Here is a 19,804-nt window from a genome sequence, read left to right on the forward strand (position 1 = left end):
CTGGACAGGAGCATCACATGGACCCCTTCCTCGGAGAAATCCGTGCTTTCGGCTTCGGCCTGATCCCCAAAAACTGGCTGCCGTGCGACGGACGCCTAATGCCTGTCAGCACGAACCAGGCACTGTTCGCCCTGCTGAGCGTCAGATATGGCGGCAACGGCACAACGACCTTCGGCCTGCCCGATCTGCGTGGCCGTGTACCCCTGGGATTCAGCGCAAACGACCAGCTCGGCCTGCTCAACGGCACGGAAACCGTCACGCTGTCGGTCAACCAGATCCCCCAGCACACTCATTCGGTGTCTTGCAGCAGCACGGTAGCCACTACCAGCGATCCCACCAATGCCGTGATGGCAGAGGCCGCTGGCGGCCTGGGCGCCTATGGCGTGCCCAACGGCTCCTTCCTGGCCCCAACTGCCGTGGCCCTCGGCGGAGGCAGCCAGCCCCATCCGAACATGCAGCCCTCGCTGGTCGTGAACTGGTGCATCGCCATCAGCGGCATTTTCCCGGCGCGTAACTGAAGACCTTCCAAGGAAACATCGACATGGCAGATCCTTTCACCGGTGAGATCCGTGCATTCGGCTTCAACTACGCTCCGGTCAACTGGGCCTTTTGTTGGGGCCAGAGCATCCCGATCCAACAGAACTCCACGCTGTATTCCATCATCGGCGTCCAGTTCGGCGGAAACGGAACCACTGACTTCCTCCTGCCCGATCTGAGGAGCAGGGTGGCCATGGGCAACGGCACGGGTCCCGGCCTGTCACCGTTCGTGGTCGGGGAGGCCGTGGGCAGTCCCACAGAGACGCTGCTTCTGACTCAGTTGCCTGCGCACAACCACGGAATCAACGTACAGGGCGCAGACGCCTCCGTGGCCGTGCCCGGCGACAACGTGCTGGCGAAGGGCGGCCAGGGCGTGCCTCCACGGACCAGCGCCAAGCCGACCTACACCGTGGTCGCGCCAGATTCCACCCTGGCATCGACGGCCCTTTTTCCGACCGGCAGCAATCAGTCCCACAGCAATCTCCAGCCCTACCAGGCGCTGAATTTCTGCATCTGCCTCTACGGCGATTTTCCTATCCGTCCCTGATCACGAGCGCTGCACCGCAGTCCCATCGCCATGGCAACCAACCACTTCTTCCCGCCCCCCTCCACCTTCCGTTTTCTGAGGCTGTGGTTTGCCTGGCTCATGGGACTGCTGTTTTCTCTGGTACTGCCCGCGCAGGCGGCAGTCACCCCTGGAACGCTGGACTTCGGCAACAACCACACTCGCTATGCCAACGTTGCCACGCCCTACAACGAGCTGAACTTCAGCGGGCAGTGGGTCTACTTCACCGAGGCAGACCTGCAGGCCACACAGAACGGCATCAACAGCAACGGTGATGCCATTACCTCGGACGCCCTCACTGGTAGCGCCGTCATCAAGCCGGTCAACGCCGGCGACCGGTTCAGCCTGGTCAGCGCCCGCATCTTCGCGTACGGTCAGATCAGCCAGTTCACATTGACCGGCTATGTCAACGGCAATCCTGTAGCAGGGGCAACGACGACGTTCCTCCGAAGCTCAGCAATGCAAACGAGCTTCGTCGAGGTCGATCTCAGCGCCCTGGCCAATGTGGACGAGGTGAGGATATCCAACACCAATACCGGCGGCACCGAAGGCAGCGCCTTCGCGCTGGATGACCTCGTGGTGCTGGCCGGCGCCACGCCGACGCCCACGGTGACGTCCATTTCGCCCACCGCCGGCCCTGTCGGGGGCGGCGCCAGCGTGACCATCACCGGCACCGACCTGTCAGGAGCCACGGCCGTGCGCTTCGGTGCCACAACCGCCAGCTACATCGTCAACAGCAACACCCAGATCACCGCAACCGCCCCCGCAGGCAGTGCCGGCACGGTCGATGTGACCGTCTCCACGGCAGGAGGCACCAGCGCCACCAGCGCCTCTGACCAGTTCACCTATGTGGCAGCGCCCACGGTGACATCCATCTCCCCCACGGCAGGACCTACCGGCGGCGGTACCACGGTGATCATCACCGGCACCGGCTTCTCCGCAGCATCGCCGACCGGCGCCGTGCGCTTCGGCGCCACGAACGCCAGCTACACCATCAACAGCAACACACAGATCACCGCCACCACGCCCGCAAACAGCGCCGGCACATACGATGTGACGGTGACCACGGCGGGCGGAACCAGCGCCACCAGCGCCGCTGACCAGTTCACCTATGTGGCTGCACCCACGGTGACCTCCATCTCGCCCACGGCCGGCCCGACCGGGGGCGGCACCAGCGTGACCATCACCGGCACCAACTTCTCCGGCACCACGGCGGTGACCTTCGGCGCCACGGCCGCCACGGGCGTCACGGTCATCAGCAACACCCAGATCACTGCCACCGCGCCCGCAGGCGTGGGTACGGTGGATGTGCGCATCACCACGGTGGGCGGCACCAGCGCCACCAGTGCAGCCGACCAGTTCACCTATGTGGCGGCACCGTCGGTCACCTCCATCTCGCCCACGGCAGGTCCCACCGGCGGCGGCACCACGGTGATCATCACGGGCACCGGCTTCGCCGCAGCACCTGGCACCGGCGCCGTGCGCTTCGGCGCCGCGACCGCCACCTACACCATCAACAGCAACACCCAGATCACCGCCACCGCGCCCGCAGGCAGCGCAGGCACGGTCGATGTGACGGTGACCACGGTGGGCGGCACCAGTGCCACCAGCGCAGCCGATCAGTTCACCTATGTGTCAGCACCCACGGTGACTTCCATCTCGCCCACGGCAGGGCCCACCGCAGGAGGAACCTCGGTGGTCATCACCGGCACCAACTTCTCCGGCACCACTGCCGTGACCTTCGGCGCCACGGCCGCCACAGGCTTCACGGTCAACAGCGCCACGCAGATCACGGCCACCGCGCCTGCAGGCACGGGTACGGTTGATGTGCGCGTGACCACGGTGGGCGGCACCAGCGCCACCAGTGCGGCCGACCAGTTCACCTACGTGGCCGCGCCCACGGTGACTTCCGTCTCGCCCACGGCAGGGCCAGCCGCAGGAGGAACCTCCGTGGTCATCACTGGCACCAACCTCTCCGGCGCCACGGCCGTGACCTTCGGCGCCACGGCCGCCACGGGCTTCACGGTCAACAGCGCCACGCAGATCACGGCCACCGCGCCTGCAGGGTCGCCGGGCACGGTCGATGTGCGCGTCACTACGGTGGGTGGCACCAGCGCCACCAGTGCGGCAGACCAGTTCACCTATGTCACGGCGCCCACGGTGACCGCCATCTCGCCCACGGCCGGGCCTGCAGGCGGCGGCACCACGGTCACCATCACCGGCACCGGCTTTGCCGCAGCACCGGGCACCGGCGCTGTGCGCTTCGGGGCCACGAACGCTACCTACACCATCAACAGCAACACCCAGATCACGGCCACGGCGCCGGCCGGTGCTGCCGGCACGGTCGATGTCACCGTCACCACGGTGGGCGGCTCCAGCGCCACCAGCGCCGCCGACCGGTTCACCTATGTGGCAGCGCCCACGCTGACCTCCATCTCGCCCACGGCAGGTCCCACGGCCGGAGGCACCTCGCTGACCCTCACCGGCACGAACCTCACGGGTGCCACGGCCGTGACCTTCGGTGCCACGGCAGCGAGCGGCTTCACCGTCAACAGCGCCACCAGCATCACCGCCACCGCGCCCGCAGGCGCCGCCGGCACGGTCGATGTGCGCGTGACCACGCCGGGCGGCACCACTGCTACCAGCGCGGCCGACCAGTTCACCTATGTGCCCGCACCCACGGTGACTTCCGTCTCGCCCGCAAGCGGTTCTTCGATTGGTGGCACCACGGTCACCCTGACCGGCACGAACTTCACCGGCGCCACGGCCGTGACCTTCGGCGGCACGGCCGCCACGGGCTTCACGGTCAACAGCGCCACGCAGATCACGGCCACCGCGCCTGCAGGATCGGCGGGCACGGTCGATGTGCGCGTCACAACGACTGGTGGCACCAGCGCCACCGGCGCGGCAGGCCAGTTCACCTATGTGGCCATCACGGTGACGCCCGCGACGCTGGCCGGCACGCCCAAGGTAGGCGTCTCGTTCAGCGAGACCCTGACCGCCAGCGGCGGCGCAACGCCCTACACCTTTGCAATGGCCGGCGGCAGCACGCTGCCCACAGGCCTGTCGCTGTCGTCCGCCGGGGTGATCAGCGGCACGCCCACGGCGGCCGGGGCCTTCAGCTTCACGGTGCAGGCGACCGACAGCAGCAGCATCAGCGGCCAGCGCACCTACAGTGGCAGCGTGGCGGCAGCCACGGTGGTGCTGACGCCCGCAGCTTCCACGCTGCCGGCTGCCAGGCTGAACACGGCCTATGCAGGGCAGACCTTCACTGCCAGCGGAGGCACGGCGCCCTACACCTACGCCAGCAGCGGCACGCTGCCGACCGGAATGACGCTCAACGCCAGCACCGGTGTTCTGGGCGGTACGCCCACCGCGGCGGGAAGCTTCACCTTCACCATCACGGCCACGGACTCCTCCACGGGCACGGGTGCTCCGTTCACCTCGGGCAGCACCAGCTACACCCTGGTGGTGAACTCCACCAACGCCGACCTCAGCGCCCTGGCACTGAGCAGCGGCACGCTCGCACCGGGCTTTGGTGCAGGCACCCTGGCCTACACGGCCACCGTGCCCAACACCAGCAGCACCATCACGGTGACAGCCACCGCTGCCGGTGCGGGCGCCACGATCCTGGTCAACGGCGCAGCGGCCTCCACCCCGGTGGCGCTGAATGTGGGCAGCAATACCGTGTCCATCGAAGTCACGGCGCAGGACGGCACGACCAAAAAGACCTATGTGGTTACGGTGACGCGTGAGCCACTGCAAAGCGCGTCCGGCCTGGGCGTGGATCTGGGCATTTCCAACAGTAGCCCCACCTGCACGCTGACTTCCACAAACTTCAGCACTTCCACCGCCGTGGCGGGTTCGTTGGGTCCTCTGCCAGCGGGCTACACCTATCCGCAGGCCGCCGTGGATTTCACGGCCAAGCAGTGCGCCCCCAGCAGCACGCTGACCGTGACCCTCACCTTCGCGTCGCCCGTGCCCGCCAACGCGCAGCTGATGAAGTACGACGCCACCGCAACGCCCAAGTGGCAGCCCTTCACGCCCACCATCAGTGGCAACCAGGTCAGCTACACCATCGTGGACGGCGGCCTGCGCGATGACGACAAGACGGTCAACGGCGAGTTCGTCGATCCCGTCATCCTGGCCCTGCCTGGAGCCCCCGCAGGAGCGCAGAGCATCCCCACGCTGGACCGCTGGGGCCTGCTGCTGCTGTCGCTGATGGCGGGAGCAGCCGGCTTCATGGGCATGGCGCGCAGGCAGCGTACCGGACGGTAAGACGCGTCAACAAGCAACCCGCGCTGCTGCATGTCGGCAGCGCGGGTTTGCTTTTGGTGCTCTACAGAAAGCCCCGTGGCGCGAGACAATCGCCCCCATGACCACCGCGCCGATTCCCGTTTCCGCAGATCCCGCCGCCTCCGCCGACCCCATGCCCCAACCGCCCGAGCAGCCCGACCTGGACGCCTGCTGCGGCAATGGCTGCGACCCCTGCATCTTCGACAGCTATGACCTGGCCATGGACGAGTACCGCCAGGCGCTGCGCGCCTGGAAGGCGCGCAACGAAACGCCAGCGGGCCAGGGATAGGAATAGGGATAGGGGTAGCGCGATCAGTCCACGCGGGCGATCAGGTCCAGCTCCACGGCCGCGCCCTTGGGCAACTGCAGCACGCCCACCGAAGTGCGCGTGTGGGCACCCACGGGGCCCAGCACCCGGGCGATGAGGTCGGAGGCGCCATCGGCCACCTCGCTTTGCTGGGTGAAATCGGGCGCCGAGCGCACATAGACGGTGATGCGTGCAACGGCGCGCACGGCATCGAGCGAGCCGGCCGCGCGCTGCACGAAGGCCAGGGCCCGCATGGCACAGATGGCGGCGGCCGTTCTGGCCGATGCCAGGTCGATCCCGGAGCCGACCGTCCCCACATAGAGCACTTCATCGCCCACGCGGGGAATCTGCCCGCTGACGAACAGCTGCTGGCCGTCGCGCACGACGGGGCTGTAGTTGCCGCCTATCTTGATCTCGCCATCGAAGCGGTGGCCGAGCTCGAGGGCGGCCTGGGCGAAGCGTTCATCTGCTGTCATGGTCTGGTGTCCGGAGTAAGGCAAGCGCGCAGTCTAGAGCGTGTTATGCACTTTTACGTGCCCGCGAAAGCCGGGAAAGGGGCCCGGAACGAGGCGTAGCACGCGCCGCGGTTGCCACACCGCAAGCGGGCTGCAACGAAGGGCCGGGCCCCTTTCCCGGCTTTCCCGAAGGGTTGGCTCTGCGCACAGGCGCTCAGCAAAGTTGCAGCGCTTGCCAAGGCATGAGCCTTGGCGGCGCACTGCGCCTTGCGATCACCAGCGCGCAGAACCAACGCGGGTACTTAAAAGTGCATAACCCGCTCTAGAGCCTGTGGTGCACCGGCGCCTGCGGCGGCTTCAACTGCCCGTGGACGCGTAATGCCTCACCCCCATGCGCCAGGCGCCCGAGGCCAACCAGAGGAAGGCAAAGCCGGCCAGCGGCGAGACCCAGCCCAGCCAGGCCGGTGCGCCCAGCGGGTCGGGCTTGCCCAGCACGGCCAGCGCCGGGTAGTAGGCCACGCAGGCCAGCGGCACGGCGAAGGTCAGCAGGCGGCGGAACCACTGCGCGTACAGGGCCAGCGGGTACTGGGCGGCCTCGACGCTGCCGTAGCTCAGCACATTGGCGGCTTCCAGGCTTTCCACGGTCCAGAACGAGAGCGCCCCCTGCAGCACCAGGATGCCCAGGAACAGCGCCACGCCGCCAGCCACGGCGAACAGCGCCACGGCGACGGCCTGGGGCGTCCACGCCACGGCGCCCTGAGCCGTGGCAAAGCCCAGCACCAGCAGGCCCTGCAGCAGGCGGCCCAGGCGGCTGATGCGCACGTCATGGCCCATGAGCTGCAGCCACACGGGGCGCGGACGCAGCAGCAGGCGGTCGAAGGCGCCCGTGCGCAGGAACTGCGTGCCCAGCACGTCGAAGCCCCGGCCCAGCGCATCGGCCAGGGCGAACATGCAGTTCACCAGGCCATAGAACACGGCCACTTCGCCGATGCGCCAGCCCTGCACCTCGCCAAAACGGTGGAACAGCGCCCAGACGGCGATGACCTCGATGCCCGTGACCAGGAACTGGCCCAGGGTCAGCATCAGCGCCGAGGCCGGGTAGCGCGCCTGCCCGCCCAGCGAGGCCAGCGCCAGGCGCAGGAACATGGACAGCGATCCTTTGTGCTTGGCCATGGCGCTCACCCGCCCTGCACTTCGAGGCCGCGCATGGTGCGCGCCATGGCCGCGCGGCCCAGGGCCACGATCACGGCAATCCACAGGGCTTGCAGCGCCAGGCAGGCCAGCATCTGCGCACCGGCCATCTGGCCGAAATAGATGCGCGCAGGGATGTCCATCACGCCGGCCAGCGGCTGCAGCAGCAGCGCGGTCTGCCAGGCATCGGGCATCAGCGCCAGCGGCAGCAGGTTGCCCGACAGCACGATGACCACGGGCGCGGCCAGCGTGTTGATGCCTTTTTCATTGAGCGCGGCGGCAGCGGCAACATTCAGCAGCATGACCAGTGCCGTGGACAGCAGCAGCGCCAGCAGCATGGACGCGGCAAAGCCCAGGCCTGCGGCCCAGCCGGCCGGCGGCTGCCAGCCCCAGTCGCCCAGCCCCATCAGCGGCAGGGCCAGCCCTGCAAACGCCACCATCAGCGCCACGCGCGGCAGCACGCGCGCGGCGATCCAGCCAGCCGAGCGCACGAACCACAGCGCATAGGCATCCACGGGCCGCAGCCGGTCATAGGCAACGGCGCCCGTGCGCACGGCCAGGGCCACGTCGGGGTCGCCGCTCCAGGGCAGCAGCGCGAACAGGCCCTGCGCCACCCAGGTGTAGGTGATGGCGTGCTCCAGCGAAATCGGCGCGCCGGCCGATGCCGAGGCGCTGCCGTAGAACGCCGCCAGCACCATGATCTTGATGGCGCCCCACCAGCACTGCGTGGCAAAGCCCGCGTAGGCGGCCGTGCGGTACTGCAGCATCAGCAGAAAGCGCGAGGCGAAGGCGGCCTTGTAGGGGCGCAGCAGGTGTCGCAGGCGGTGGTGCGGTCCCATGGCGCTCAGACCTCCGAGGCACCATGCATGGCGTAGAAGCGGGCGATCACGGCCTCGATGGCCATGTCCTGCCCCTCGCCCTCGCCTTCGCCATCGCCCGTGCCATCGCGCTGCGCCGCCGCCACCTGGGCCCGCAGCGCATCGACCGCGCAGTCGGCCAGCACGCGGCCATGGCCGATGACGATGACGCGCCGCGCCAGCGCCTCGATGTCGTGCATGTCATGCGTGGTCAGCAGCACCGTGGTGCCGCGCTCGCGGTTGGCGCGCAGCACGAACTCGCGCACGGCCAGCTTGGAGGGTGCGTCCAGGCCGATGGTGGGCTCGTCCAGGAACAGGATCTCGGGCTCGTGCAGCAGGGCCGCGGCGATCTCGGCGCGCATGCGCTGGCCCAGGGACAGCTGGCGCACGGGCTGGTCCAGCAAGCGCTCCAGGCTCAGCATGGCCACCAGCTCGTCGCGGGTGCGCGCAAAGCGCAGCGGATCGACGCGGTACAGGTCGCGCAGCAGGTTGAAGCCATCGCCCACGGGCAGGTCCCACCACAGCTGCGAGCGCTGTCCGAAGACCACGCCGATGCGGCCCACATGGCGCTGGCGGTCGGCGAAGGGGTCGCGCCCGTCCACCTCCACGCGCCCGCCATCGGGCCGCAGGATGCCCGACAGGATCTTGATGGTGGTGGACTTGCCCGCGCCGTTGGGGCCGATGAAGCCCAGCAACTCGCCACGCTCCAGCGCAAACGACACGCCATCCAGAGCCTGCACCGTGCGGTGGCGCGGACGCACCAGCGCGCGCAGCGCGCCCATCACGCCGGGGTCGCGCTCATGGATGCGGTAGGTCTTGCGGAGGTCGTGGACGAGGATCTGGGGCATGGCGCTGAGCGGTGAGGTAAGCGCAGAGGGGGGCACAGAGGGGGCGCGATTCTACACAGGACCGGGCTTTGCTATCCTGCGCGCAAATTCGCGGATGGAAATCCGCCTTGCCGCACGCACGCACAAAGGAAACACAACATGGCAGCTGAAGGCAATGCAAGCCAGCTCGTAGGAATCGTCACGCTGCTGGGGGCCGCCGTGGTGGCCGTGCCGCTGTTCAAGCGGCTGGGCCTGGGCGCCGTGCTCGGCTACCTGGCCGCCGGCCTGGCCATAGGCCCCTACGGGCTGGGCCTGGTGACGGACGCGCAGACCATCCTGCACGTGGCCGAGCTGGGCGTGGTGATGTTCCTCTTCGTCATCGGGCTGGAGATGAAGCCCTCGCACCTGTGGGATCTGCGCGGCCAGATCTTCGGGCTGGGCAGCCTGCAGGTGGTGGTGTGCGCGCTGCTGCTCACGGGCGTGGGCATGGCCTTCGGCTTTCCGTGGCAGGTGGCCTTCGTCAGCGGCGCGGGCTTCGTGCTCACCTCCACGGCCATCGTCATGCAGGTGCTGGCCGAGCGTGGCGACATCCTGGCGCCGCGCGGCCAGCGCATCGTCTCCATCCTGCTGTTCGAGGACCTGCTCATCGTGCCGCTGCTGGCCGCCGTGGCCTTTCTGGCCCCGGCCGATGCGGCGCCCGTGGCCACCTCGCCCCTGTGGCAACGCGCGGGCGTGGCCCTGCTGTCGCTGGGCGCGCTGGTGGGCGCGGGCCTGTGGCTGCTGAACCCGCTGTTCCGCATCCTGGCCAAGGCCAAGGCGCGCGAGGTGATGACGGCCGCCGCGCTGCTGGTGGTGCTGGGCGCCGCCCTGCTGATGGAGATGGGCGGCCTGTCCATGGCCATGGGCGCCTTCGTGGCGGGCGTGCTGCTGTCCGAATCCTCGTTCCGCCACCAGCTGGAGGCCGATGTGGAGCCCTTCCGCGGCCTGCTGCTGGGCCTGTTCTTCCTGGGCGTGGGCATGGCACTGAACCTGGAGGTGGTTGCGCTGAACTGGCGCATCGTGGGCATGGGCGTGGTGGCGCTGATGCTGGGCAAGGCGCTGTGCATCTATGCCGTGGCCCGCGTGGCGCGCAGCAGCCATGCCGATGCACTGGACCGCGCCATCCTCATGGCCCAGGGCGGGGAGTTCGCCTTCGTGCTGTTTGCCGAGGCGCTCAAGCTCGGCGTGCTCGACCCCGAGGTGCATGCCAACATGACGGCCATCGTCGTGCTGTCCATGGCCATCACGCCGCTGGTGGTGGTGCTGCACAAGCGCCTAGCCGGCGCCGAGGCCGTGTCGCTGGACGGCGTGGAGGCGCCGCAGGACCTGCGCGGCAACGTGCTGGTCATCGGCTTCGGCCGCGTGGGCCAGATCGCCAGCCAGGGGCCGCTGGCCCGTGGCGCCAAGCTGTCCATCATCGACAACGACCCCGACGTGATCCGCAACGCCGAGCCCTACGGCTTCAAGGTCTACTTCGGCGACGGCGCGCGCGCCGACATCCTGCATGCGGCCGGCGCCAGCCATGCCAGCGCCATCCTGGTCTGCGTGGACAGCAAGGCCGCCGCCACGCGCATCGTGGAGAACGTGCGCCACGAATGCCCGCACGCCCGCCTCATCGTGCGCGCCTATGACCGCGAGCACGCGCTGGAGCTCATCCAGAAGGACGCCGACCATGTCGTGCGCGAGAGCTTCGAGTCCGCCCTGCTCATGGGCCGCCATGCCGTGCTGGCCCTGGGCGCCACCGAGGACGAGGCCCAGACGCTGGAGGCCGAAGTGCGCGGCCGCGACACCGAGCGCTTTGCGCTGGAGACCGCCGGCGGCAACTTTGCGGGGCGCGCACTGCTGCTGGGCAACATCGAGCGCATCGATCCGCCCCGGCACGACAAGCCCACCGCCATGGATTGAATCAGCCCCGGGCACAGCGCGCTCAGTGCCGCTGGTTGATCTGTATGAGATTGCCGCAGGTGTCGTCGAACACCGCAATCGTGACCGGCCCCAGATGCGTCGGCGGCCTGGTGAAGCGCACGCCGGCCGCGCTCAGGCGCTCGTACTCGGCCTGCACGTCGTCCACGCCGAAGAAGGTGGCCGGCACGCCGTCGGCATGCAGGGCGGTCTTGAACGGCCTGGCGGCCGGGTGCATGTCGGGTTCGAGCAGCAGCTCCACGCCATCGGCATCGCCGGGTGATGTCAGGGTGAGCCAGCGCGCATCGCCGCCCATGGGAATGTCGTGCTTGAGGACGAAGCCGAGCACGTCGCGGTAGAAGGCCAGGGCCTTGTCCTGGTCGTCGACGAGCACGCTGGTGATGACGATCTTCATGGAATGCTCCTTGTGTCGCTGCGCAGGGCACGCACTGGACCCGCACCAGGCTGCACCGGATACACACCTGCCACCACCGGCAGGCCCTCTATTTCAGCCTGAAGACGACGGGCACGCGCGTCCACATGCTGTCCGGCACGCCGTCGCGCGTGCCGGGGACAAAGCGCCACGTCCGCACGGCGTCCAGCGCCTCCTGGTCGAGCAGAGGATAGCCGCTGCTGTCTGCCACATCCACGGCCACTGCCTTTCCGCTGGCGCCCACCAGAACCCGCAGCACCACCTTGCCTTCCTGCTCCAGCCGCCTGGCTTCATTGGGATAGGCCGGCATCTTGTTCTCGCTGGCCTGCCTGTCAGGCACAGGCTGCACCACGCCTGCCGCAGCCGGGCCGCCGGCCAGCAGGCCCAGGGTCAATGCAAGGATGGCGCAGCGCATGCGGGGCATTCGGAAGGCTCCTGGATGGGGACGGGATGGGGGACTGGATGGGGGTGTGGATGGCAGTCGCGGACTGGTGCGGCCCCGGATCATCGCATGCCCTCCACCCGCCACCAGCGCGGCAGCAGCGCCTGCACCTCGCCGCGCCGATAGCGGTCGTCGATGAGAAAGACCACGCCGCGGTCGCGCTCGCTGCGGATGACGCGGCCTGCGGCCTGGACCACCTTGCGCAGCCCCGGGTAGAGGTAGCTGTAGTCATAGCCCTTGTCCGCGCCGAACTGGCGGTCCATGGCGCGCTTCATCTCTTCGTTCACGGGATTGACCTGGGGCAGGCCCAGCGTGGCCACGAAGGCGCCGATGAGGCGCTCGCCGGGCAGGTCCACGCCCTCGGAGAACGCCCCGCCCAGCACGGCAAAGCCCACGCCCTGCCCGGCTTCGGTGAAGCGGGCCAGGAAGGCCGCGCGGCCCTCCTCGTCCATGGACGGGGTCTGCAGCCAGACCGGCAGATCGGGATGGGCGCGCTGCAGGCATTCGGCCACGCGCTGCAGGTAGTCGAAGCTGCTGAAAAAGCACAGATAGTTGCCGGGCCGGCGCGCGTACTGCGCGGCCACGAGGTCGGCGATGGGCCGCAGCGAACGGTCGCGGTCGCGGTAGCGCGTGGAGATGTGGCCGGCCACCTGCACATCGAGCTGGTCGGCCTGGAAGGGCGAGTCGGCCTCCAGCCAGTGCGTGCCTTCGGGCAGGCCCAGGATGTCGCGGTAGAAGTGCGGCGGGCTCAGCGTGCCCGAGAACAGCACCGAGGCATGGGCCGCCGCATGGCGTGCCGCCAGGTGGGGCGCGGGCACCACGCAGCGTATGCACAGCGTGGAGGCCGGCGTGCGACGGGGACCTGAGCGCCCGGGCAGCAGGTGGACATCGAACAGCGCATGGCCGCCGAACTGCTCGGCCAGCGCCATGAACTGCAGCGCTTCCCAATAGAAGTCCAGAACCGGGTCGCCGGGCAGCATGGGGCTGTCGGCATTGGCGTCGGCGATGGCGGCCACGGCGCGCTGCACGGCGCCCAGCAGGCCTGCGGGCACTTCCTCATGGGCCTGGTAGCTGGCGGTCTGCTCCCTGTTCAGCGCACTCCAGCTGCGGCTGAGCCGGTCCAGCGCCTTGCGCACGGCACCGGTGGCGGACTTGCGGGCGGCAGCCAGGGCGAACTGCGACAGCTCGGCCGTGTACATGCGGCGCGCGCGCTCGAGCAGGTTGTGGGCCTCGTCCACCAGCACACCCACCTTCCATTGCTGGGCCTGGGTGAGCGCGTACAGCATGGCGGCGCTGTCGTAGAAGTAGTGGTAGTCGGCCACGACCACATCGCTCCAGCGCACCAGTTCCTGGGCCAGGTAGTAGGGGCAGATGTCGTGCGCCAGCGCCACGGCACGCACGGCAGGCGGGTCCCAGGGTGCCTGCTGCAGCGCGGCGGCGCGCGCGGCGGGCAGGCGGTCGAAGAAGCCGCGCGCCAGCGGGCAGGAGTCGCCGTGGCAGGCCTTGTCGGGGTGCTCGCAGGCCTTGTCGCGCGCCAGGATGGCGAGCACGCGCAGCCTTGCGGGCGGTGCGGGTGGCGAGGGCAGCGGTTGTGGCGCAGCCGGTTCCTGCGGCGGTGGTTGGTGCTGCTCGGCGATCTGCCGGTTCACGCTGGCCAGCGCCTGCAGCGCCAGGCCATGGCCCGTGCCCTTGGCCGTGAGGAAGAACAGCCGGTCCAGGCCCTGGTCGGGCATGGCCTTGAGCATGGGGAAGATGGTGCCCAGCGTCTTGCCGATGCCCGTGGGCGCCTGCGCCATCAGGCACTGGCCGCCCTGCTGCGCGCGCGCCACGCGGTAGACGGCCACGGCCAGCTCGCGCTGGCCCGCGCGAAAGCCCTGCATGGGAAAGCGCAGCGCGGCCAGCGCCGCCTCGCGCGCCGCGCGGTGGGCGGCCTCGCTGCGCGCCCAGTCCAGGAACAGCGCGCATTGCTGCTCGAAGAAGGCGCGCAGCGTGGCCGCGTCTTCCTCCTGCACCAGCACGGTTTCCTCCGAGTTGCCCACGTTGAAATACACCAGCGCCACGCGCAGCCGCTGCAGGCCGCGCGCCTGGCACAGCAGATGGGCGTAGATGCGCGCCTGGGCCCAGTGCAGGGCGCGGTGGTGGGCGCGCACGCCCTCGATCTGGCCGCGGTAGGTCTTGATTTCCTCCAGCTGGCCGGCCTGGGGGTCGAAGCCGTCGGCGCGGCCGCGCACGCGCAGGTCGCCGTACTCACCGGCCAGGCTGATCTCGGTCTCGTAGTCCTTGCCCCTGCGCGACTGCACCAGGCTGTGTCCGGCCATGCCCTCCAGCGCGCTGGGCGCGGGCGTGAAGCGCAGGTCCAGGTCGCCCGCGCGCGCCGTGAACTCGCACAGCGCGCGCACGGCCACGGTGTAGCTCACGCGGCCTCTCCCAGCGGCTGGCCGCGCCACTGGACATGGCACACGCGCACGGGAATGCCGTGCTCGGCACAGTACTGCAGCCAGCGGATCTGGTTGTCCTGCAGCTTGTCGCCGGGGGCCTTGGCCTCGACCAGTTCGTAGCGGCGCTCGGCCGGCCAGAAACGCACCAGATCGGGAAAGCCCGTGCGGTTGGCCTGCACGTCGCGCAGCAGCCGCGCAAAGAACAGCTTGAGGTGGGCGGCCGGAATGCAGTCCAGCGCCAGCGCCAGCAGCGGCGCGCTCAGCGTGCCCCAGAACACGAAGGGCGACTGCAGACCCTGCTTGTCGGCATGGCGCTGCACGATGACCTCGCGCCAGCTGCCATCGTCCAGATGCGCCAGGCATTCCTCGAACAAGGCTGCGCGGCGCTGCACGAAGTCGGGCGCGGACAGGTCGGCCGGGCCGCTCTGGAACGGGTGGAAGAAAGCGCCCGGCAGCGGCGCGAAGATGGCCGGCCAGCACAGCAGGCCGAACAGCGAGTTGATGAGCGCGTTCTCCACGTAGAACACCGGCGCGGCGTCGCTGTGCCAGTGGTCGCGCAGCACGTACTCGACGGAGCTGGGCCGCGCCGGCAGCTCCAGCTCCACGTCCATGCGCATCTGCGCCACCACGGGCGCCAGCGCCGCCGCACGCCCGCGCGCGCCCTGCCCCAGGCTGCGGCGCAGGCGCGGCAGCATGCGCGCCACGCGCTGCAGCTCCTCGTCGCTCTCGGGCTGGGCCTGGGCGGCCTGGGCCAGCGCCATGGCATCGGCAAAGCGCTCCATGCGCTCGTACACGCGCATGCGCCGGTGGCGGGCGCCGGGGTAGCGGCTTTGCGCATAGGCCTGCTCGGCACGCTCCCAGTCCTGCATGCGCTCGCAGGCCTGGCCTATGCGCAGCAGCACCTTGGCGCGGCGCTGCTCCAGCCAGGCATTGCCGCTGGCGCAGCCGGCCACCTGCTGCAGCAGCGCATCGATCTCCACGCCCTCATCCAGCGCCGCGCGGCAGGCCTGCAGGGCCAGGTAGCCATCGACATCGGCACGCGACTGGAAGGCCCGCGACGCCGCATCGAAGGCCACGGCCTCGTAGCGGAACACGCCCAGGTCGGCCAGCACGAATTCCGACCAGTCCTGGTAGAGATTGCCGAAGAACATCAGCCGAAAGCGCTCGCACAGCGCGCCCACCATCACGCGCCAGGCGGCTTCGCCGGCTGCGACGCCCTGGGGCTGCCACTGCGCATAGGGCCTGGGCGCCTCATGCAGGGGCTGCAGGGCCTGCAAAAGCTCGGCCTTGCGCAGGCCTGAATGAATGGGTGCGCCTGCGAACAGCTGCAGCAGCTCGGGCTTGGTGTGCAGCGCAAACAGCTCCTCCAGCGCCATGGGGTGGCCCGCGTCCAGCCAGCCCAGCTCCAGCAGGGGCGCGGCTGCCTCGGCAATGCCGGGGATCTCTTCGTACACCAGCTTGCCGGCCCGAAACCACGGCCCGCGCCGCATCAGCAAACGCACCATCAGCGCCCGCGAGGGCTGGGGCAGCTGCGTGAACCGGGTGAGGAATGCCTGCTCGGGCGCGTCCAGCAGATCGCCGTAACGCTGGCCAATCCAGTCCAGCGCACGCTGGAAGTTGTGCAAGTAGTAGAAGCGGTGGGGAGGGAGCATGGGCCTGGCAGATCGGGCAGCCAGGCCGCTCGAAAACTGTATCTTTATACAGTCATCATATCAAACCCGGTAGTGCTCACTTCGCGCAACGGACTTGCCCCGGGCAGGCTCATCCGGCCAGGAAGCCGCCATCGGTCGCCAGGCAGTGCCCGACCACAAAGGCCGCCTCGTCCGACATCAGCCAGACGACGGCCGTGGCCACCTCCTGCGGATGGCCCATGCGCCGCAGCGGCAGGCCCGCCGCCACGGCATGCATGTCGGCAATGCCCGAGCCCAGCATCATGTCCGTGACCACGCGACCAGGGGCAACGGCGTTGATGCGGATGCCGCGCGGCGCGTACTCCATGGCGGCGGCGCGGGTCAGCGACAGGGCCGCCGCCTTGGAGGCGCCGTACAGCGACAGGCCCGGGTTGGGATTGCGTATGCCGCTGACGCTGGTGTTGTTCACGATGGTGCCGCCGCCCGCGGCCAGCATGGCCGCCAGTTCATGGCGCATGGCGTGGAAGACCGCACGCACATTCGTGTCGAAGACCTGGGAGAAGACCGCGTCATCCTGCTCGGCCAGCGCGGCGCGCCGCTCCTGGAAGCCCGCATTGTTGAAGGCCGCGTCCAGCCGCCCGAAGCGCGCCACGGCCTGCTCCACCACCGCCGCCATGTCCTCCTGCCGCGTTGCATCGCAGGCCAGGAAAAGGCCGTCCGCCCCCTGCTGTCGGATTTCCTGCTCCAGCTGCAGGCCCAGCTCACGGCGGCGCCCCGTGACCACCACGGCGGCAGCGCCCTCCTCGGCCATGCGCAGGGCGGTGGCCCGGCCTATGCCGCTGGTGGCGCCCACCACCAGGCAGACACGCCCCCGGAGCCGCCCCGATGGTGCAAGGGCCGGCAGGGGGCCGGCCAGTTCCAACTGACGCTGCTGCATGTCCATGGCGATGTTCCTTCGCAATTTGGTTGCATGGTACAACCAAATTGCGAAACATGCCAGACAGCCAAACGCGCGTGTTCCCCGCCTAGACCGCCACCACCGGCAGCACGATGCGCGAGGCATGGCAGCCGCCCAGGTGCACGCTGTTGACCGCCACCTGCCTGGGCCCCGCACTGCCCTCAGGCGCGCCTGTGTTGGGGTTCACGTCGAAGCGCGGGAAGTTGCTGCTGGAGATGTCCAGGCGGATGCGGTGGCCCTTGCGGAACAGGTTGGAGGTGGGCATGGGCTCGATGGTGATGGAGACCACCTCGCCGGGAGTCATCAGCTCGGGCTGCTCCCATGAGTTGCGGTAGCGGCAGCGCAGGATGCCGTCGGTGATGTTCATCGCATAGCCCTGCGGATGGTCGGCGCTGGGCGGGTACTGGTCGATGAGCTTGGCGGTGAAGTCTGTGTCGGGCGCGGACGAGGACACCTGCAGCTCGATGGTGATGGTGCCCGTGACCTCCAGGTCTTGCTGCAGCGGCTCGGTCTGGAACACCAGCACGTCGCCGCGCTCGGACAGCGGGCCGTAGGGCGGGCGGGCGGCGAAGGTGTTCTCTTGCGTGACCTGGTCGTAGGCGCCTGCGAACATCAGCGGCTCGCCCGAGGTGATGGAGCCGCCCCGGGTGGGTACGGGGCAGGCCGGGTCGAAGCGGTAGCTGCGCACGCCCGGCTGCGGCGCGGGCTCGCGGGCCAGCCTGCCGTCGGCGTGCAGGTGCCAGGCCGTGGCCTGCGTGCCGGGCACGGGCCAGTGGTCGGCGCTGCGCCAGGCCCCGCCGTGGTCCAGCCGGCCCTGGGCCGTGCGCGCGCCCGATCCGCCGCCCATGCGGAAGTAGCGCACGGCGGCTTGCTGGCGCGCGGGCATGGGTCGGCCCTTGAGCCAGTGGTCGAACCAGGCCAGGCGCATGGCCACGTAGTCGTCGGCCAGCGCGCCGTCGAGCACGGCATCGGGCCCGAAATCCACATCGCCCGCATGCGGGACGCTGCGCTCGCCATGGGTCCAGGGGCCCAGCACCATGCGGACCCGGCCATCGCCGCGCGACAGGCCCAGGTAGTTGTCCGTGGTGGTCTGCGCATACGGGTCCCACCAGCCGCACATCAGCATCACGGCCAGGCCGTCGAAGGCGCCGTAGTGGCCGGCGGCGTACAGCTCGGGCTGGCGCCAGTAGTCGTCAAAGCTGCCGCGCTCCCACTGGCTGAACAGGTAGTCCTCGTACTCGGGCGCCCACTGCAGCGGCGAGTCGCCGCGCGACCAGGGCAGGCGCAGGCACCACTGGCCGATGTCGGCCTGCTCCAGTGCCTGGCGCGCTGCGGGCTCCAGGTGGTTGCTGCCGCTGCGCGCATTGCGCAGGGCCCAGACGGCCTGCTTCAGCTCGAAGGCACCGCCATGGCGTATGCCGCCTCGGTAGGCATTCGCAAAGCCGCCGCATTCCAGGAACATGGCCTTGAGGCCCGGCGGCCTTTGCGTGGCCAGCGCAGTCTGCGTGTGCGCGGCGTAGGACAGGCCGTAGGTGCCCACGCTGCCGTTGCACCAGGGCTGCTCCATGATCCATTGCAGGGTGTCGGCGCCATCGTGGGCCTCGCCCAGGTATTTGGTGAACTGGCCTTCGGAGCCGAAGCGGCCCCGGCAGTCCTGCACGACCACGGCATAGCCTTCGCGCGCAAAGCGGGCCGCCACCTCGCCGCGGCGCATGGGAAGGGGGTTGGCCGCGCTGCGCTCGCGGCGCGTTTCCTCGTTCTTGCCGTAGGGCGTGCGCTCCAGCAGCACGGGCAGCGGGCCGGGATGGTGGGGGTCGAGGTTCTCGGGCAGATACAGGTCGGTGGCCAGGCGCACGCCGTCGCGCATGGGCACAACGAGGCTATGGCGGACCACGCCGCCCAGGTGGGTGATTGATGTGTGGCTCATGCTGCTGGCGCTCAGTCGAGCTTGAGGTTGCGTTCCTTGACCAGCTTGGCCCAGCGCGCCGTGTCTTCCTGCATGAAGCGCGCCAGCTCCTGGGGCGTGGTGGGCGCGGGCTCGGCGCCCTGCGCCTCCAGCAACCTGGCCACTTCACGGTCCTGCAGCGAGCGCACCAGCGCGGCATTGACCTTGGCCACCACCGCAGGCGGTGTGCCGGTGGGCGCGAACAGGGCATACCAGATGTCGTATTCGAAGTCCTTGACGCCCGCCTCGGCCATGGTGGGCACCTGCGGCAGGGCACGCGAGCGCGTGGCGCTGGCCACGGCCAGCGGCGTGAGCTTGCCGGCCTTGATCTGCAGCACCACGCTGGGCACGGCATTGATGCCCAGCTGCACATGGCCGCCCACCAGTTCGTTGACGGCGGGCGCGCCGCCCTTGTAGGGAATCTGCAGCATGCGCGTGCCCGTGGCGGCCTGGAACATTTCCATGGACAGATGGCCTGGCGTGCCGTTGCCGCTGGAGCTGTAGTTCAGCGCACCGGGGTTCTTGCGCGCCAGCGCCACCAGCTCCTGCACGGTGCTCACATTGAGGCTGGGGTGCGTGGTGAGGATGGGCACGTTGATCAGCACACGCCCCACGGGCACGAAGTCGCGCGAGGGGTTGTAGGACAGCTTGCTGGACAGCAGCGGCGCCGTCACCATGCCCGAGCCCGCGCCCAGCAGCAGGGTGTAGCCATCGGCCGGCGCGGAGGACACCAGCTGAAAGCCATGCACGCCGGGGCGGTTGTCGATGACCACGGGCTGGCGCCACAGCTCGGACATCTTGCGGGCCACCACGCGCATGGCGGCATCGGCTGCGGCACCGGCGGGGAATGGCACGACGATGCGCACGGGCTTTTCCGGGAATTCGGCCGCATGGCCGGGCAAGGGCGCCAGGCCCAGCGCAAGGCCCAGTGCCAGGAAAGCCAAGGACAGGAAGCGTTGGAAGTGGGTCATGGGAATCTCC

At 69.4% G+C, this 19,804-nt stretch carries 16 protein-coding genes; 5 read left to right on the forward strand and 11 right to left on the reverse strand.

What is annotated here, in order from left to right; genetic code table 11:
* The first annotated feature begins 17 nt into the window (after positions 1-17).
* The 4 genes from DA1_RS22745 to DA1_RS22760 all read left to right on the forward strand — a co-directional run bounded on the left by DA1_RS22745 (position 18) and on the right by DA1_RS22760 (position 5,687).
* A complete protein-coding gene (locus tag DA1_RS22745) occupies positions 18-518 on the forward strand; it encodes a phage tail protein (protein WP_034397187.1) in 501 nt (166 codons plus the stop codon).
* A gap of 23 nt (positions 519-541) precedes the next feature.
* Entirely contained in the window at positions 542-1,084 is a 543-nt protein-coding gene (locus DA1_RS22750) for a phage tail protein (protein WP_034397189.1), read from the forward strand.
* Between the two features lie 30 nt (positions 1,085-1,114).
* Positions 1,115-5,380 carry an IPTL-CTERM sorting domain-containing protein gene (locus tag DA1_RS22755; protein WP_034397190.1) on the forward strand — a complete coding sequence of 1,422 codons (4,266 nt, stop codon included), beginning with the start codon at positions 1,115-1,117 and terminating at the stop codon, positions 5,378-5,380.
* A gap of 97 nt (positions 5,381-5,477) precedes the next feature.
* Positions 5,478-5,687, forward strand: a complete 210-nt coding sequence (locus DA1_RS22760) for an oxidoreductase-like domain-containing protein (protein ID WP_013800552.1) — start codon at positions 5,478-5,480, stop codon at positions 5,685-5,687.
* Between the two features lie 23 nt (positions 5,688-5,710).
* On the opposite strand, the gene DA1_RS22765 is transcribed toward DA1_RS22760, so the two are convergent.
* The 4 genes from DA1_RS22765 to DA1_RS22780 form a co-directional block, all read right to left on the reverse strand.
* A complete protein-coding gene (locus tag DA1_RS22765; protein WP_034397191.1) occupies positions 5,711-6,181 on the reverse strand; it encodes a RidA family protein in 471 nt (156 codons plus the stop codon).
* 336 nt (positions 6,182-6,517) lie between these two features.
* Entirely contained in the window at positions 6,518-7,333 is an 816-nt protein-coding gene (locus DA1_RS22770) for an ABC transporter permease (RefSeq protein WP_016452672.1), read from the reverse strand.
* A gap of 5 nt (positions 7,334-7,338) precedes the next feature.
* Positions 7,339-8,190, reverse strand: a complete 852-nt coding sequence (locus DA1_RS22775; protein WP_034397192.1) for an ABC transporter permease — start codon at positions 8,188-8,190, stop codon at positions 7,339-7,341.
* A 5-nt stretch (positions 8,191-8,195) separates the two neighbouring features.
* A complete protein-coding gene (locus tag DA1_RS22780; protein WP_034397193.1) occupies positions 8,196-9,056 on the reverse strand; it encodes an ABC transporter ATP-binding protein in 861 nt (286 codons plus the stop codon).
* Positions 9,057-9,194: 138 nt separating this feature from the next.
* Between DA1_RS22780 and DA1_RS22785 the strand changes: the two genes are divergently transcribed.
* Positions 9,195-10,979 carry a monovalent cation:proton antiporter-2 (CPA2) family protein gene (locus tag DA1_RS22785; protein WP_034397194.1) on the forward strand — a complete coding sequence of 595 codons (1,785 nt, stop codon included), beginning with the start codon at positions 9,195-9,197 and terminating at the stop codon, positions 10,977-10,979.
* Between the two features lie 22 nt (positions 10,980-11,001).
* Here DA1_RS22785 and DA1_RS22790 read toward each other — a convergent pair whose 3' ends face one another.
* The 7 genes from DA1_RS22790 to DA1_RS22820 all read right to left on the reverse strand — a co-directional run bounded on the left by DA1_RS22790 (position 11,002) and on the right by DA1_RS22820 (position 19,794).
* On the reverse strand, positions 11,002-11,391 hold the full coding sequence (locus DA1_RS22790) for a VOC family protein (protein ID WP_012207608.1): 390 nt from the start codon (positions 11,389-11,391) through the stop codon (positions 11,002-11,004).
* 88 nt (positions 11,392-11,479) lie between these two features.
* The gene (locus DA1_RS22795; RefSeq protein ID WP_034397195.1) at positions 11,480-11,833 is read right to left on the reverse strand and encodes an energy transducer TonB; all 354 of its coding nucleotides are present in this window, start codon (positions 11,831-11,833) and stop codon (positions 11,480-11,482) included.
* A gap of 80 nt (positions 11,834-11,913) precedes the next feature.
* Positions 11,914-14,268 carry an ATP-dependent DNA helicase gene (locus tag DA1_RS22800; protein WP_034397196.1) on the reverse strand — a complete coding sequence of 785 codons (2,355 nt, stop codon included), beginning with the start codon at positions 14,266-14,268 and terminating at the stop codon, positions 11,914-11,916.
* A complete protein-coding gene (locus DA1_RS22805; RefSeq protein ID WP_034397197.1) occupies positions 14,265-15,941 on the reverse strand; it encodes a VRR-NUC domain-containing protein in 1,677 nt (558 codons plus the stop codon). Before DA1_RS22805 ends, DA1_RS22800 begins: the two co-directional genes overlap by 4 nt.
* Positions 15,942-16,050: 109 nt before the next feature.
* Positions 16,051-16,863 (reverse strand): SDR family NAD(P)-dependent oxidoreductase, encoded by an 813-nt coding sequence (locus tag DA1_RS22810; RefSeq protein WP_034397198.1) that lies wholly within the window; start codon positions 16,861-16,863, stop codon positions 16,051-16,053.
* An 82-nt stretch (positions 16,864-16,945) separates the two neighbouring features.
* The gene (locus tag DA1_RS22815) at positions 16,946-18,805 is read right to left on the reverse strand and encodes a CocE/NonD family hydrolase (RefSeq protein WP_034397199.1); all 1,860 of its coding nucleotides are present in this window, start codon (positions 18,803-18,805) and stop codon (positions 16,946-16,948) included.
* Between the two features lie 11 nt (positions 18,806-18,816).
* A complete protein-coding gene (locus tag DA1_RS22820; RefSeq protein ID WP_013800540.1) occupies positions 18,817-19,794 on the reverse strand; it encodes a Bug family tripartite tricarboxylate transporter substrate binding protein in 978 nt (325 codons plus the stop codon).
* Positions 19,795-19,804 lie beyond the last annotated feature (10 nt).

The organism is Delftia acidovorans NBRC 14950, assembly GCF_001598795.1.
GTDB classification, from domain to species: domain Bacteria; phylum Pseudomonadota; class Gammaproteobacteria; order Burkholderiales; family Burkholderiaceae_C; genus Comamonas; species Comamonas acidovorans.